This window comes from Lentibacillus persicus, assembly GCF_900112705.1.
Taxonomy (GTDB): domain Bacteria; phylum Bacillota; class Bacilli; order Bacillales; family Amphibacillaceae; genus Lentibacillus; species Lentibacillus persicus.
On record NZ_FOMR01000005.1, the window covers coordinates 255,703 to 270,965 of the forward strand.

At 42.7% G+C, this 15,263-nt stretch carries 16 protein-coding genes; 11 read left to right on the forward strand and 5 right to left on the reverse strand.

Translation table 11 applies throughout. The annotated features are described in order from the left end of the window. Positions 1-26: 26 nt before the first annotated feature. From BMZ22_RS08870 to BMZ22_RS08885, 4 genes are read left to right on the forward strand one after another with little or no spacing between them, the layout of a single operon-like run. Positions 27-998 (forward strand): Bug family tripartite tricarboxylate transporter substrate binding protein, encoded by a 972-nt coding sequence (locus BMZ22_RS08870; protein ID WP_090084525.1) that lies wholly within the window; start codon positions 27-29, stop codon positions 996-998. A 44-nt stretch (positions 999-1,042) separates the two neighbouring features. After that, positions 1,043-1,570, forward strand: a complete 528-nt coding sequence (locus tag BMZ22_RS08875; protein WP_090084528.1) for a tripartite tricarboxylate transporter TctB family protein — start codon at positions 1,043-1,045, stop codon at positions 1,568-1,570. Positions 1,571-1,598: 28 nt separating this feature from the next. Next, complete coding sequence (locus BMZ22_RS08880; protein ID WP_090084530.1) at positions 1,599-3,080, forward strand: tripartite tricarboxylate transporter permease; 1,482 nt, start codon at positions 1,599-1,601, stop codon at positions 3,078-3,080. 46 nt (positions 3,081-3,126) lie between these two features. Further along, complete coding sequence (locus BMZ22_RS08885; RefSeq protein ID WP_090084532.1) at positions 3,127-4,071, forward strand: AEC family transporter; 945 nt, start codon at positions 3,127-3,129, stop codon at positions 4,069-4,071. A 49-nt stretch (positions 4,072-4,120) separates the two neighbouring features. On the opposite strand, the gene BMZ22_RS08890 is transcribed toward BMZ22_RS08885, so the two are convergent. From BMZ22_RS08890 to BMZ22_RS08900, 3 genes are all read right to left on the reverse strand, one after another. After that, positions 4,121-4,750: a type 1 glutamine amidotransferase gene (locus BMZ22_RS08890; protein ID WP_177183403.1), complete on the reverse strand. Its 630-nt coding sequence runs from the start codon at positions 4,748-4,750 to the stop codon at positions 4,121-4,123. Positions 4,751-4,776: 26 nt separating this feature from the next. Beyond that, a complete protein-coding gene (locus BMZ22_RS08895; RefSeq protein ID WP_090084538.1) occupies positions 4,777-6,144 on the reverse strand; it encodes an alanine/glycine:cation symporter family protein in 1,368 nt (455 codons plus the stop codon). Between the two features lie 150 nt (positions 6,145-6,294). Beyond that, positions 6,295-7,419, reverse strand: coding sequence for a tyramine oxidase subunit B (locus BMZ22_RS08900; RefSeq protein WP_090084540.1), 1,125 nt, complete (start codon positions 7,417-7,419; stop codon positions 6,295-6,297). 252 nt (positions 7,420-7,671) lie between these two features. Here BMZ22_RS08900 and BMZ22_RS08905 point away from each other — a divergent pair, with 252 nt between their 5' ends. Then, the gene (locus tag BMZ22_RS08905; RefSeq protein ID WP_090084543.1) at positions 7,672-8,550 is read left to right on the forward strand and encodes a MurR/RpiR family transcriptional regulator; all 879 of its coding nucleotides are present in this window, start codon (positions 7,672-7,674) and stop codon (positions 8,548-8,550) included. 38 nt (positions 8,551-8,588) lie between these two features. Here the strand turns inward: BMZ22_RS08905 and BMZ22_RS08910 are convergent, their stop codons facing one another. Then, on the reverse strand, positions 8,589-8,939 hold the full coding sequence (locus BMZ22_RS08910; RefSeq protein WP_090084545.1) for a SpoIIAA family protein: 351 nt from the start codon (positions 8,937-8,939) through the stop codon (positions 8,589-8,591). Between the two features lie 215 nt (positions 8,940-9,154). Between BMZ22_RS08910 and pxpB the strand changes: the two genes are divergently transcribed. From pxpB to BMZ22_RS08930, 4 genes are all read left to right on the forward strand, one after another. Beyond that, positions 9,155-9,898: a 5-oxoprolinase subunit PxpB gene (gene pxpB, locus BMZ22_RS08915; protein WP_090084548.1), complete on the forward strand. Its 744-nt coding sequence runs from the start codon at positions 9,155-9,157 to the stop codon at positions 9,896-9,898. Next, a complete protein-coding gene (locus BMZ22_RS08920; protein WP_090084551.1) occupies positions 9,879-10,646 on the forward strand; it encodes a LamB/YcsF family protein in 768 nt (255 codons plus the stop codon). The genes pxpB and BMZ22_RS08920 overlap by 20 nt, the downstream gene beginning before the upstream one ends. Then, the gene (locus BMZ22_RS08925) at positions 10,633-11,592 is read left to right on the forward strand and encodes a 5-oxoprolinase subunit C family protein (protein WP_245745292.1); all 960 of its coding nucleotides are present in this window, start codon (positions 10,633-10,635) and stop codon (positions 11,590-11,592) included. The genes BMZ22_RS08920 and BMZ22_RS08925 overlap by 14 nt, the downstream gene beginning before the upstream one ends. 153 nt (positions 11,593-11,745) lie before the next feature. Further along, the gene (locus BMZ22_RS08930) at positions 11,746-12,315 is read left to right on the forward strand and encodes a biotin transporter BioY (protein WP_177183404.1); all 570 of its coding nucleotides are present in this window, start codon (positions 11,746-11,748) and stop codon (positions 12,313-12,315) included. Positions 12,316-12,445: 130 nt separating this feature from the next. Here the strand turns inward: BMZ22_RS08930 and BMZ22_RS08935 are convergent, their stop codons facing one another. Next, positions 12,446-13,108: a GntR family transcriptional regulator gene (locus BMZ22_RS08935; protein WP_090084559.1), complete on the reverse strand. Its 663-nt coding sequence runs from the start codon at positions 13,106-13,108 to the stop codon at positions 12,446-12,448. 223 nt (positions 13,109-13,331) lie between these two features. Here BMZ22_RS08935 and BMZ22_RS08940 point away from each other — a divergent pair, with 223 nt between their 5' ends. Further along, on the forward strand, positions 13,332-14,528 hold the full coding sequence (locus BMZ22_RS08940; RefSeq protein WP_090084562.1) for a CaiB/BaiF CoA transferase family protein: 1,197 nt from the start codon (positions 13,332-13,334) through the stop codon (positions 14,526-14,528). A gap of 129 nt (positions 14,529-14,657) precedes the next feature. Then, positions 14,658-15,263 (forward strand): IS110 family transposase (locus BMZ22_RS08945; RefSeq protein ID WP_143069973.1); only part of this gene is annotated, 606 nt, incomplete at its 3' end.

The following is a 15,263-nucleotide window of genomic DNA, read 5'->3' on the forward strand; positions in this document are numbered from 1 at the left end:
TAAGTTAATTGAGGGAGGAAGTTAACATGAGAAAAATTGCTGGTAGTGTGATGTTGTTAGCTGTGTTGGTGCTCGCTGCATGTGGCAATAGCGGTAATTCAGAGGGGAATGCAGCAGAAAGCTATCCTGAAAAAGAAATTGAAGTTTATGTAGGGCATGGACCTGGCGGTGGAACAGACACTTTCGTACGAACGATCACAAATCAAATGTCGGATATTTTAGATGGTGAATTCAACATTATTAACCAAGAAGGTGGGTCTGGTGTAGTGGCTATGAAAAATGCCATGCAACAGCCTGCGGATGGCTACACACTGATTGGGGATTCAGCTTATGCAGTAACCACTGCAGCAGGTACAAATGAATATGGCTTGGATCAAGTGGTGCCGATTGCCCGTGTACAAAGCGATACTTATTCACTTCAAGTAAAAAAAGGAACGTTTGAAAGCATTGATGAATTAGTATCCTATGCTGAAGAGAATCCCGGAGAAGTAAGAATTGGAGCAGTTGGGACGATGGGCATTGATGAAATTACTGCACGTCGTTTTATGAAAGAAGCTGGCGTTGAAATGAATTATATCCCGATGGAAGGTGCAGGGGAAATGCACTCCGGAATTTTAGGCGGACATATCGATGTTATGCTCGAAGAAGTTGGTCCAACGATGTCTTATATTGAAGACGATGAATTTGAGCCGCTCGTATTTTTTGCTGAAGACCGTATAGAAGATTTTTCAGAAATCCCTACAACTGTTGAAAAAGGTTGGGATTTAACCGATGGGGTAGAACGTTACCTTATGGCCCCAGCTGATACGCCACAAAAGGTTATTGATAAGTTGGAGAAAGCTGCTAAAGAGGCAATGGAAACAGAAGAATATCAAGAGTATGCTAAAAATTCATATTTAGATTTGCGTGACGGTTGGATGGGCTCAGAAGACTTTAAAGAGAAACTCAAAGAAGATATTAAAAAATATGAGAGTATTCTTGCTGAAATAGAAGAGTAAGTTAGTTAGAAAGGAGGGGCTGCCCCCTCCTTCTCAATAAGGGAGTGAAAGATGATATGCGGGCAAATTATTTGTTATCTATCATAACAATTATTGTCTCAGTATTTTTTTTAGTTGCAGCCTTCCTGACGTCTGAGGCAGCTTCTTCAACAAATATCGGCCCTATGGGATGGCCAATTATGATTCTCCTTTTTACATTATTAATGGGAACTCTGTTGTTACTAATTACTTGGGTGAAAGGAAGAAACACTGATCAACAAGACAAGGGTTACATCCCCAGTGATGATGAAGCGCCGGAAAATAAGCATTTTCACATGAAAAATCGGCATTTCTATATACTAGCCTCAATTGCGCTATATGTTCTGTTATTGCCTGTTGTTGGTTTTATTGTTGTGACGCCGGTTCTGTTCTTTTTCCTCGCCTGGTTATTAGGGATGGGTAAGATACTGAAAATCGTTGCTGTAACAGTTGCCAGTAACATTGTTTTTGTGATTATATTTATCTATTTATTAGGTATACCTTTCCCGAGAGGAGTAGGTATCTTTCGGTCTTTTAGCTTCTTAATCTATTAATGATAATTTCAGAAAGGACAGTGTGAGGATGATTGACGGAATACTAATAGGCCTAGAGAACCTTTTTGAACCGATGCACTTGATTATTTTGTTATTAGCAATGATGATTGGTTTTTTAGGGGGAGCACTGCCAGGAATATCTGGAACGATGATTGTTATTATTTTGTTACCTGTGTCTTATGGGTTAGATACAATCTCCGCCTTTATACTTCTTACAACTATATATGCTGCATCTGTTTTTTCTGGCTTAATCAGTGCAATTTTATTTCGAACTCCCGGCACGCCTGAGGCAGTAGCGACTGTCTTTGATGGGTACCCAATGACTCAGCAAGGAAAACCTGGTCAAGCATTAGGTATAGGCATTTTGAGTTCCGCAACTGGAGGGGTTATAGGAACATTAATCCTCATTTTTTTGACACCTTTACTTGCATCTTTCGCATTAAATTTCTCTTCCCCTGAATATTTTGCGCTTGCAGTACTCGGGTTAACAGTTGTCGCTTCCTTAAGCGGTGGCAATCTGATTCAGGGATTTATTGGCGTCGGACTGGGGTTGTTTATCGCGACCATCGGTATGGACCCTTTATCAGGGACTGAACGTTTCACATTTGGGTCCCTTGGTTTAATTGGAGGCATTGACCTTATCCCAGTATTGATAGGTTTGTTTGCTATTTCTGAGGTCTTGAGAAAAAGTAAACAGGACCATTCAATCAAAGAGGAAATGCAAAAGGTAAAAACAAAGATATTTGATAGGAAGATTTTTAGTAGGATTAAAAATACAATTTTTCGTTCCGCGATTCTAGGTATATCTATAGGGATCCTACCCGGGGTAGGCGCTACCACTGCCGCAATGATCAGCTACAGTGAAGCTACACGGTGGTCGAAAAACAAGGAGGCGTTTGGGACCGGGGTACCGGAAGGAATTGCAGCACCTGAAGCGGCAAATAATGCAGGTGCAATGGGAGCGATGGTTCCATTGCTTGCTCTTGGTATTCCAGGGAGTGCTACGACTGCTGTGATTTTAGGTGCATTTGTACTTCACGGCTTGCAACCTGGTCCAATGCTGATGTCGGACGAGCCAGGTTTAGTATATACCATCTTTATGTCATTACTTGCAGTCAATATTTTAATTATTGTATTTGCCAAGCCTTTCATACGTATGTTCTCAAAAATCATGAAGGTTCCATATACGGCCCTAGGGCCTGCTATTATCGTGTTCTGTATTATAGGGACTTTTGCGGTACGTAATTCGGTTTTTGATATTTGGATTATGTTGCTGTTTGGTCTCATCGGTTATTATTTAGATAAAATGAAATTCCCTCTTGCAGCTATTATCTTAGGCATTGTGCTGGGGCCTATTGCTGAGGTGGAATTCAGAAGAGCATTTCAAATGTCTCAAGGAGATATTAGTATCTTTTTAACACGACCAATTAGTGCTGTTCTATTAGGCTTAGCCTTGATTGCGTTTATTTTGCCGTTAATCAATAAGATAAAGAAAACGAAAAAATCATAAATTAAAACTCATGTCTTGAAAGAATTACTTATTATCGAAATGTGAAATGGTAATAAGTATTTTCTTGCTGGGGTCTGGGGTGTTTAGAATTCAATTCATTGTAACGTTAGTACCAATATTTTCAATTTTTGTTATTGGGTATTTGATAGGAAAAGGAACCCAGTTGGACGTGCGTTCACTCTCGTTTGTGGCAGTTAACGTTTTTTACCCTTTTTTAGCTTTCCATACCTTTTATGAAAATCCGCTTACATATAATCATCTATACATTTTTATCACGTTTGGTGCGCTTATTTTGTTGTTATTTTTAACCATCTTGGTTTTTTCGAACTTATCAAGCTTACATAAACAAAGGACACATGCGATGTTGTTAGCTGGACTTTTTATGAATGGTGGTAATTATGGTGTGCCCGTTGTCCTCTTTACATTTGGACAAGAAGGTTTTGTTTATGCCTTGATGGTTATGGTTGTGATGGGCATGCTAATGAATTCCCTCGGTCTATATATAGCTGCTAGCGGGGCAAATGAGAATATTTCTAAAAAAGCCGCTATCTTAAAAACCATTAAGATGCCTTTGCTTCCTGCTACACTGGCAGGCATGCTATTTCAAATAATAGGCCTCGAACTTCCGGAACAAGTAATAGAGACAATTGAGCTGCTTTCGAATGCTGCTATCCCTCTTATTATGATCGTGCTGGGAGTTCAATTATCAACAATCGTGGTACGAAAAATTGAGTGGGGGTATGTTGGTTTTATTGTATTTACACGTTTGGTGTTGTCGCCTTTACTTACTTTAATCATCGTAAACATAGTTGGATTAAACAGTTCTGTTCTTGGCGATGTTCTGGTATTAATTGCTGCTATGCCGAGTGCTGCCAATACAACTATTTTTTCAGTGCGATTCCATGTGGACCCTAATTTTGTATCTTCCGCAACATTTATAGGAACAGTTCTAAGCATCGTAACGTTGCCCATTTGGTTTGCAATCCTATGATCATCGGCGCTTGATTTTTGGGTCACAAAGGGGGGTCAGACCCCCTCGCTTATTTGAGTGTTAGAAAGTTTTGCAATATAATCTTGCCGTCAGGGTAGTCTTCGGTGTACTGTTCCGGGTGGAATTGGACGCCATAAAATTCCTTTTCTCTATGTTTGATGCTTTGAATCTTACACATATCATTTGATGCCAGTAATTCAAATGTGTCCGGAACATTTTTTACTTCGTCTCTATGGTCCTGATAACAATGGAAATGACTCCCTAATCCTTTAAATAGAGGGGTTTCTTTTGTCACATCAATTTTATGAAAACCTTTCTCACGTACGTCTTCTTTTCCCTTTTCTGTTTCAATCATTTTACCAAAGCTTCCCCCATATGCTATTGCCATTAGTTCATGGCCTGCGCAAACCCCGAGTGTGGGAATTTCCGTGTATTGCAGCATATTTATTATTGAAGTATAATCTTTTAGTATTTCATCAATTGTCCAATCATAAGTTGCTCTGCCGGTTAAATATATCAAATCCGGGTTGATGTCATCTAAAGTGTCTTTAGATGCCTCACTATGATGAATCACTGCAAATTCAACATTCTCAACAGCTGACACAGCTTTTTTTATTTGGGGAATCCAGCCAATATCATCACGGTCCTTCTCATTATTGATGATTAACAGTTTTTGCATAGCCCTCACCTTCCTATTTTTAATCATTATGTTTGCTTTCTTTTTTCATTATCATTTGCCAACCAAAAATCGTTGCTTGTTTTGAATATTTCTTTGCTCATTAAGAGCATTACGATTAAATTAAGGAACATTACTAACGCCAGGAACAGGTCTGTAACCGCCCAAATGCTTTGCAAACCGCCAATACCTCCTAAAAATGTAAACAACAGGAATACATAGCGGTAAATTTTGGCTTTCCCGGCATGAATGATCGTACTGAGCTGTGATTCACCCACATAGCCGAGACCGATGACGGTACTATAAGCAAACAGGATAAGCGCAATTCCGGCAAACACACCTAAAAACGGCGATGTTTGAGCAAAGGCTTCATTCACGAGGATAGCTGCATTTCCTTCCGGGCTCAGAATGCCGCTCGTCAGGATGGAAAGGCCTGTTACGGTACATATAATCGTGACGAGAAAGATTTCAGTAATGGCGTACATTGCCTGTTCTACAGGATTTTTTACTTTAGCCGGAGCATGGGACACCGTAAAGACCGATTGGCCTGCACCCGACACAAAGAAGCCCCGCGCAATTCCATATTGCATAGCTTCTTTAATGCCATAGCCAACAACCCCGCCGCCTACTGCCACAGGACTGACAAACCCTTGAAGCATAACTTGTATCGACGGTATAATATTCGCGTAATTGGCTATTATGACGATAATTCCGGCAATGAAATAAAACCCTGACATAAACGGTACAATTTTTTCAGCGACAGCCCCCACTCGTTTAATGCCGCCTACTAATACAATGCCGACTAAAACCACATTGATTACAGCAAACGCATACTTTGAAACACCGTCGTCACCAGTAAAGTTTAATGTGTTTTCAATAATGACATTGGACTGGATCATGGTACTGCAAAGGCATACGAGCACCATTAGCAGCACAATAATTTCACCTAAAGCCGGCACTTTTAAACCATTTTTTACATACAATGCCGGGCCGCCAACGAATTCTCCTAATTCAGTCTTTTTTCTGTATTTTATGATTAAAATAATCTCCGAGTATTTAATAATCATACCAATAAATGAAGCAATCCACATCCAAATTAACGCACCAGGGCCACCGGAGATAAGCGCAGAGGCAACGCCAACAATACTCCCCATCCCAATAACGGAAGCGAGCGACGTAAAGAGTGACTGAGAAGAAGTGATCACTCCTTCTGCCCCATCTTCATCTTTTTTATTATTGGTGATTGTTTGTTTTAAAATATATCTAAACTTTTTAATATGAACGAATTTCGTCCCAATCGTTAAATAGATACCGATTGCAGCTAAAAATATCAAAGCAGCCGGGCCCCATAAGATACCGTTTACATTCTCCACCCACGTCATCATATGATTTAACATGTGCTCCCTGCCTTTCTTTATTGCTTAACAACCCAAAAGTCTGATTGAATTAATCCGTCCAGTTTTCGAAGTGGACGGATAATTCAATCAGCTGCTCAACTGAATGTTAACGATCCTTCCTGCGATGCGATCAGATGCCATCCAGCAATACTATTTAGTTAAATAGGAGCTGTTCCAAAGCGGAAGTCTGGTGCCGATATTATGTTCCAGTGCATTTTGATAAACGTGATAACCCCACGCCACATCTTCAGTTGGAAGGCCGCCGGTCATGCAAATAATGGCCTCGTCTTCAGATGTTCTCCCGGCTTTTTTCCCGGCGATGATGTCTCCAAGGTCATCGACTTGGCTGCTGTCATAATCACCGTTATGGATTTTTTCCAACAGTTCACCGGACATCGTCCAGCTCGTAATACTTGATATACCATCAGGATGACTCAATCCATCTTCCAGCCATTTCTCGTGCATTGACCACAAATCCGCCACCACCCGATGATTTTGATACGATGCATCTGAAAAACTCGCTGCTCCGGTCAAAATGATAAGTGCTCCTGGTTTAATGCTTTCTTCTTTTATCGTGGGTTTTGTTTTGCCGGATGTCGCGACTGTTACAATATCCGACTGCTCAACACACGCATCGATATCATCAACCACTTCAACCGGAAGTCCAATCTGCTCATGCAATTTTTCGGCAATTTGTTTTCCTTTTTCGAGATTTATATCAAACAGTACAACTTTTTCAAGTGTATTGACAGAAGTCGTTATAGCGTCGATGCACGATTGGTTAATCGCGCCTCCCCCGATTGCGCCCAGCACCTTTGATTCTTTTTTGGCAAGGTGCTTTGAGAAGACACCGGGGACTGCACCGGTTCGGGCTGAGCTGATCAAGTTGCCTGCCATGATCGCAAGCGGCGCCCCGGTTTCTTTATCATTCAGTGTAAACGTATGGACCGAGCGCGGTAGCCCTTTATCCACGTTCTCGATGTTCGAGCCGTACCATTTATTGCCTACAACATCGTAATCCCCTCCGAGATAGGCAATCAGCGACATGAATCGTCTATCCGGCCCCGCTTTCGGCATATTTTCAAACGGTTCATTTTCGTTGAACCATAGCATTAGGCCATGATCATTCCTGTTCGGGCCTCCCATAATGTAATCACCTTTACCAATCAGTCTGAACATATCTTCAATCGTGGTGATACATTGTGCCATATTTAACACACCGGCTTCGATAACGTCTTCTTCTTGTAAATATAATAGTTCCAGTTTTTCGGACATTCGTATTCTCCTTACAATTAGTTGTCTGATAGTAAATACAATGAATTGTGCACGGCTTTAAATTAATTATAAAATTGTGAATGGCTAAATGTGATAAAATAATGCTAAGATTGTGATGATAAGATGGGCACTAGAGTACGTCGAAATAGACTTTTAACTCGTTATATTTATGCAACCCCTTTCATTTTGAAATTGTATCATTGATAATGGAAAAAATAAACCAGATTTTTGAAATAGGAATAAATTTTCCTATTGACAAGAAAGGAGCGGGAGTTTATCAGCAGCTATAACCTGAAAGAAAGTTTGAAAGAAATACAAGTAAGCCTTCCAAAAAAACAAAAAAAGCTATGTCATTTTATTATTAATAATATTGACCAAGTTTCGACCATGACTATTCAGGAATTGTCGGATAAAAGTGGCGTAGGAACGACAACTATATTAAGGCTTATAAATAAAATGGGCTACAAAAAGTATCCGCACTTCAAAAATGATGTCATTAAATATAATTTTAATACGAAAGACGATACTTGGTGGCATTTAAAAAAGTCGCTGGAAGAAATGGATGACGCTAAAAACTCTCTAATCAAGGTTGGGAAAAGCAGTATAGAAGATATTGAATCAATCATGAAAGAGTATGACGCAGAAGAATATGACACATTTCTAAAGCTTCTTCTGAATGCTGAAAATGTCCATTTTTTGGGGATGCGAACTTCTAAATCACTTGCGCTTTATTTTGAGATGATGCTGAGGGGGATATTAGATAATTTAAATCAGTTAAGTTTGAACTCAGATTTTATATATGACGAATCTTTGAAATTCAAAGAAGGGGATGTTTTAATGGTAATCGCTTTATCCCCTTATTCTAAACAAACGATTGATTTCGTGACGTATTGCAGAGATCATATGAATATTAACATCGCTGTGATAACAGATTTGGAAACGTGCCCTCTCATTCAAACTAGTGATGCCCACTTGATTGCCAAGCAAAGCAATGACAGATACAGTATTGTACCTGCCATCACTTTAATGGAATCACTTATCATAGATTTAGGTAAACGTAAACCCGATTCTGTTGAAAAGATATCAAGGTTAAATAGAATTCACCGTGAAAATAATATCACAACATCATGAAATAGAAGGGGACGGGGTGTCAAACGCCCTGTCCCAGCTTATCGGAGCCATTCGCGTGCTGTTTCGAGTTCTTCCAGCGGATATTGTCGTATTTCCACGCCTGGTATGAGCTTTTCGATTTTTTCGTTGAGGCCGACAAAGGTGTCATCAGCGACAATGGCGCTTCTTTTAATGTTTTTCAGATGTGTGGCAATTTTCCAGCCTTGCAACATTGCTTTTGGCGTGTTGCCATCGATGTTCTTGAAGATAAACAGGATATTGATCGGATCCTGTTGCAGTTTTTTAGCCTTGAGCGCCTCTTCAAACCTTTGTAAATCCTCCTGTGTCGCTGTGCCTTCAGTGGTTACTTCTAAAATTTCACCATGTTGTTCACCTTTTATCTCAAGCATTTATTTCATCCTTTCATTTTCATCTTTGTATATAGTGTTTCACTCTCAGCGGGGGTTGAAACATGGCAGGCAGGTTAATTCTGGCGGCGCGGGGTCTGACCCCCACTCTTGCTGTTTGAATAATCAGTCTAAGCTGATTATAATTAACATTAATACTTTATTTGTAATTTATTTTTTGTGTGTTTGTGGTAATTCTGCAAAGAAGGTGGTGTGTTATGGCGGGCATCAAATGTCAGCCGGCTGGTGATACGGCGATGCGGGTCCAATTTAACGAAGACGTGTCACCTGAATTAAATCGTAAAATAAGCGCTTTTTGCAAACGGTTAGATGAAGAGAACGTAAAGGGGGTAACCGAATGGGTGCCTGCCTATCAAGCCGTGCATGTCTATTACAACCCCTATTTTATTTCCAGTGAGCGTCTAGAAGCTATTTTGCTGGATATTGGAATCAGCGACTCAATGCACCACAAGGAAACCGTCACCCTAGTGAAAATACCTGTGTTGTATGGCGGTGAGGCAGGTCCTGATTTAACACATGTGGCCGAAAACAGCGGATTGAGCGAACGCGAGGTTATTGAACGCCATTCCGAGGGCGATTATTTGATTTATATGATGGGCTTTTTGCCTGGGTTTCCATATTTAGGGGGGATGTCGGACGAATTGGCAACCCCCCGTTTGGACACGCCAAGAGATATTGTTCCTGAAGGGTCGGTCGGTATTGCCGCCAGTCAGACAGGCATTTATCCATTGGCATCGCCGGGGGGCTGGCAGCTCATCGGCCGGACGCCTGTTAAATTATTTGACCCGAATCGTGATGAGCCATTTCATTTTGAAGCAGGTGATAAAATCAGGTTCCTACCGATTTCAGAACGGGAATATGAGCGCATCGACAACCAAGTTCAAGCCGGTATGTTTCAAATTAAAAAGGAAGTGATTCAGGATGGCTCAGTATCAAATTGATTTAAACAGCGATATTGGGGAAAGTTTCGGCCTTTATACAATGGGCCTTGATGAAGACGTTTTGAAAGTCATCACATCAGCCAATGTAGCGTGCGGTTATCATGCAGGTGATCACAATACGATGTATGAAACCGTCCAAACCGCCAAGGCAAATGGCGTTGGCATCGGCGCTCATCCGGGGCTGCCTGATTTGCAGGGATTTGGCAGGCGGCAGATCGCGGTTTCCCCCAAAGATGTCTACCGTTTTGTCGCGTATCAAATTGGGGCATTGAATGGCTTCTGTCGGGTTCATAACGTGGAAATGAGCCATGTGAAAGCACACGGTGCGCTCTATCATATGGCTGTGAATGATCCGGCGATTGCTGCAGCGGTTGCTCAAGCAGTGAAGGATGTTGATCCCAAGCTTATTTTGTTTGGCCTGTCAGGCAGTGAATTGCTCCGTGCCGGGAAAAACCACGGACTCTCAACAGCATCGGAAGTGTTTGCTGACCGCACATACCAACCAGATGGAACATTGACGCCCCGTTCCGAGCAACAAGCCATGATATCAGATTCGGATGAAGCGGTAAAACAGGTGCTGCAAATGATTCAGGAAAAGGTTGTCACGGCTGTTGATGGTTCAACTGTTGCAATTGAAGCTGATACCGTGTGTGTTCATGGTGATCATCCGCGTGCGCTGAAGTTTGTTCAACATTTGCGCAGCCGCCTTAATGAAGAAGGGATTGTTATTAAGCGTGTCGGAGCATAATCAATTCTCACAGCCACTTTTCCAAGTTAAGAAAACCGGCTTGCAAACAACCATTCAGGATTTGGGGCGGCATGGTTTACAACAATACGGGGTGGTTGTTTCAGGCGCGATGGATCCTTTTGCGTTGCAAGTTGCGAATGTACTTGTCGGGAATCCGCGCGATGAAGCGGCGCTTGAGATAACACTGGCAGGGCCAAAGCTGGACGTTTTAGCGCCGGCCGTTATATCAATTTGTGGTGCCGATTTAAGTCCTGCACTCAATGGCAAAAGAGCGCCAATGTGGAAGTCGTTTCACGTTCAAGCAGGCGACCGGATTTCCTTTGGACGCCCCTTATCGGGAGCGCGTGCGTATCTTGCTGTTGCAGGCGGCTATGATGTGCCTGTTGTGATGGGCAGTAAGTCGACATATGAGCGGGCCAATTTAGGGACCGTTATGCATAACGATAAAATTATTTATGGCTTTAATGGAAGTGTTCGTTCTGGTTTGGGACTGAGTCACAAGGTGATTCCCGAATATGAGCAGCATCATGATATTCGAACGGTAGCAGGCCCTGAAACTGATTGGTTTACGGAAGCGGGGATTGAATCGTTTTATTATGAAGCGCATACCATCAGCCCGCAATCCAATCGCATGGGGTATCGATTGGAATCACCGGTAATATCGCATAAAAATGGTGCTGATATATGGTCTGATGCCGTACCGCTTGGTACCATACAAGTCCCGGCAAACGGCCAGCCAATCATTCTCATGGCGGACCGGCAGACAACAGGTGGTTACCCTCGAATTGCCACTGTAATTTCCGCAGACATACCGAAAGTGGCCCAACTCACCCCAGGGAGTACCATTCAATTTCAGCCAATTGACGTTCATGAGGCACAACGATTAGCCAAAGAACAAGAAAAATTTCTCCGCAGTATCAGCCACTCCCGCGCTTCCCGAATATAAACCAGTGGGATAAGGCGAGGTAGGGGGCAAGGGGTCAGACCCCCGTGTCCCCTCTCAACCTAATTGTTAACCATTTTAAAATTGGGTTGACATTAAAGGTTAGAGAGGCTATGATTCTACCAATATAAACTATTGGATTAGGAGCTGGTTATGTTGACGGAAAGAAGTAAACGGTTAAGATCCCTTATCAATTGCTCGATTTTCGCTGCGGTAACAGCTATTTTGGCGCAAATTGAAATTCCGCTGCCGCTCATCCCGATAAGCGGTCAAACATTGGCGGTCGGTATTGCGGCAACCGTCCTGGGCAGCCGTCACGGGGCGATCGCAATGCTTGTTTATGCTGCGATTGGTGCGATCGGGCTTCCGGTGTTTGCCGGGTTCAGCGGTGGACCACAAGTGTTGGTTGGTCCTTCGGGAGGCTACATATTTGGATTTATTGCAACGGCTTACATTACTGGACTGATTCTTGAGAAAACGCGATTCAGCATTCCTATTGCCCTCATTGCGAACATTGTTGGCATGGTTGTCACATTAATCTTCGGCACGATTCAGCTGAAAATTGTGATGGATTTGAATTGGCATGCGGCACTTGCAGCAGGCGTTTACCCATTCATACCGGTTGGCTTGATAAAAGCATTTCTGGCAAGTGTTATTGGGATAACTGTAAGAAGACGTTTGGTGCAGGCAAAACTGATTGGTGCTACACAGGGAGAAGTGGCATAACGCCGAATGAGTGAAGCGATTTGTTAGCCGGTTGAGAACGGATGAATGTCAGGGATCAACTTGAACCGTTTAAAGCTGCTGGTGAAAAAACTAGCGGCTTTTTTAGGGTGGAAAGGGGGGTCAGACCCCCCTAATCAGTTATGGAATAATCTTCTGCAATGGCTTCTATATGTGGGAGCACTTGATCTCTTCCATGGTAGATGTGCTCGTGCATGGCGACGCGGGCGCGCTCGATGTCCTGCTCCTCGATCGCTTGAAGAATTGTGTTGTGCGAGGTGTGCGAATTCCGCATTTGTTCTTCATTAAACCAATAGAACGAACGAAAGATTAACGGCAGAACGACAGTCTTTGATATGAGGTCAAAAATATGCTGGTTTTTTGAAGCTTTCACAATGGTTTCATGAAATGCATGATTCAGCTCCAAAACATCTTCTACTGTCGTCCCGCTGCTTTTGAAATAAGCATTGATTGTTTGTTCGTAGTGGTCATTTGCTTTTTTCATTTCCTCGAGATTTTCATGCGTTCGGTGAAGCGCAGCCTGGGAAGCCGCATAGCCCTCCAAAAGTGTCCGCACATCGTAAATCTGTCGTATATCTTCTTTTGTATAATGACGCACACGCACCCCTCTTTTCATTGGCAAGAGGAGCCCTTCTGATTCGAGTTGTTTCAATGCTTCACGGATTGGCGTTCGGCTCAGTTGCAATTGTTTCGCTAAATATTCTTCGGTTAACCGCATTTTTGGCGGAAATTCCCCGTGTAAAATTTGTTTTTTGATATAGATATACGAATCCATTTTAATCACACCTTTTGTCCATTGTATACAAACAACATCAAACGTTCAATCGGACATTGTATACAAATCAACATTATTAATAATAATATTTGCCAATTTCACGAAAACTATTGCGCTTTTGTATACAAGTTGATAGAATGTTGCACAATACACAGAAAATTTATTCAAGTAATTCAATTCGTAATTAAAAACGAAAATATCCCCAACAAGAGGAGTGAAACCGATGCAACAAAGTCTGGAAGGTGTTAAGGTGCTCGAATTAGGGAGTCTGATTGCCGGTCCATTTGCCGGGCGATTAATGGCGGAATTCGGTGCTGATGTCATTAAAGTGGAAACGCCTGGAAAAGGCGATCCATTGCGTGACTGGCGGCATATTTATGAAGGCACGTCGTTATGGTGGCGGCTGCAATCGCGAAACAAAAAATCGATCACGGTTAATTTAAAGAGTGAAGAAGGGCAGGCGATTATCCATTCACTCGTAAAAGAATGTGATATTCTCATTGAAAATTTCAGACCAGGTACGATGGAAAAATGGAACCTCGGCTATGAAACATTGTCAGCGATTAATCCGGGGCTGGTGATGGTTCGGGTGTCAGGTTATGGCCAAACGGGTCCTTATCGGGATAAGCCCGGGTTTGGCAGCGTTGGCGAGTCGATTGGCGGCTTGCGTCATATAACCGGCTACCCGGATCGTCCACCAACCCGAGTTGGCGTCAGTATGGGTGATTCGCTTGCTGCTTTGTATGCCGTCAATGGCGCGTTAATGGCGCTTTACCACCGTGATGTTAAAGGTACGGGCAAAGGACAAGTCATCGATGTTGCCTTGTATGAGGCTGTGTTCAGTTTAATGGAAGGCGCCTTGCCTGAATACGATAAACTCGGATCTGTTCGGGAGCGGACCGGATCATCGCTGCCGGGGATTGCGCCTTCGAATACGTATCAGTGTTATGACGGGAAATACATTGTAATTGGCGGGAATGGCGATGCGATTTTTAAACGTTTAATGGATGCGGTTGGACGTCCCGATCTGGGAGAAGATGAGCGGTTTCAATCAAACAGCGGCAGAGCGGCACAGGCGGAATATCTTGACAGTGTCATCGAAAGCTGGACACAAACTAAAACACTTCATGTGGCACTTGAGGAGCTCGATCAAGCGAAAGTGCCGGCGGGCCCGATTTACAGTATTGAAGACATTGTGCAGGACCCGCATTATTTGAGCAGAGATATGATTAATGAATTTCAGTTAAATGACGGCGAATCGCTTAAAGTGCCCGGGGTTGTGCCGAAAATGAGCGATACACCGGGAAAAACGAACTGGCTTGGCCCGGATTTAGGCGAGCATACGGATGACGTGATGAAAACATGGCTTAACTACGACGATGACAAAATCAGCGACCTGAAAGATAAAGGCATTCTATAAAGGAGCATTCCTGTATTGAAAAAATTTGAGGGTATTTGAGGTTTGATACAAAAAAAGTCCCCTTGGTATAGTACGGGGTGTCGATGCGCATCGACCCCTAATTAAATAAAAACCAAGGAGGACTCACCAATGAATTATAATCGAAATGAAAAAATAAGGCAAATCACAGAGGAAACATTAATCGTAGGTATTGATATCGCGAAGAAAAAACACGTCGCGAGAGCACAGGATGACCGCGGCATTGATCTAGGGAAACGCTTGGTCTTTGAAAACAATATAAGTGGCTTTGAACGGCTGATTAATTGGGCCTCAGACATGAAGAGCACCCATAAAAAATCAAAACTGATGCTTGGTGTCGAACCAACAGGTCATTATTGGCTGAACCTTGCCTATTACATCAGGGCGAAAGACATTCCAATCGTCGTCGTGAACCCGATGCATGTGAAACGCATCAAGGAAGTGGACGATAACTCACCATCCAAAAACGATACGAAAGACGCTCGCGTCATTGCACAAATGGTTAAAGACGGTCGATACTCCATACCCAACCTGCTTGAAGGCGTGTACGCCGAATTGCGTCAGGGCATGAAAGTACGAGATCAACTATCTCAGGATGTGCAGATACTCAGCGGACGTATTGATAATTGGCTGGACCGTTATTTTCCTGAATTCACAGCCGTCTTTAGTAAATGGTCAGGCAAGGCAGCTTTAAGCACCTTAGAACATTTTCCACTG

Coding starts and splice junctions, on each gene's coding strand:
- BMZ22_RS08910 (WP_090084545.1), bottom strand. CDS start 8,939: ATGCTTGAGATAAAAGGTGAACAACATGGTGAAATTTTAGAAGTAACC.
- BMZ22_RS08940 (WP_090084562.1), top strand. CDS start 13,332: ATGCAACAAAGTCTGGAAGGTGTTAAGGTGCTCGAATTAGGGAGTCTG.
- BMZ22_RS08880 (WP_090084530.1), top strand. CDS start 1,599: ATGATTGACGGAATACTAATAGGCCTAGAGAACCTTTTTGAACCGATG.
- BMZ22_RS08885 (WP_090084532.1), top strand. CDS start 3,127: ATGGTAATAAGTATTTTCTTGCTGGGGTCTGGGGTGTTTAGAATTCAA.
- BMZ22_RS08895 (WP_090084538.1), bottom strand. CDS start 6,144: ATGTTAAATCATATGATGACGTGGGTGGAGAATGTAAACGGTATCTTA.
- BMZ22_RS08935 (WP_090084559.1), bottom strand. CDS start 13,108: ATGGATTCGTATATCTATATCAAAAAACAAATTTTACACGGGGAATTT.
- BMZ22_RS08870 (WP_090084525.1), top strand. CDS start 27: ATGAGAAAAATTGCTGGTAGTGTGATGTTGTTAGCTGTGTTGGTGCTC.
- BMZ22_RS08890 (WP_177183403.1), bottom strand. CDS start 4,750: ATGCAAAAACTGTTAATCATCAATAATGAGAAGGACCGTGATGATATT.
- BMZ22_RS08900 (WP_090084540.1), bottom strand. CDS start 7,419: ATGTCCGAAAAACTGGAACTATTATATTTACAAGAAGAAGACGTTATC.
- pxpB (WP_090084548.1), top strand. CDS start 9,155: ATGGCGGGCATCAAATGTCAGCCGGCTGGTGATACGGCGATGCGGGTC.
- BMZ22_RS08920 (WP_090084551.1), top strand. CDS start 9,879: ATGGCTCAGTATCAAATTGATTTAAACAGCGATATTGGGGAAAGTTTC.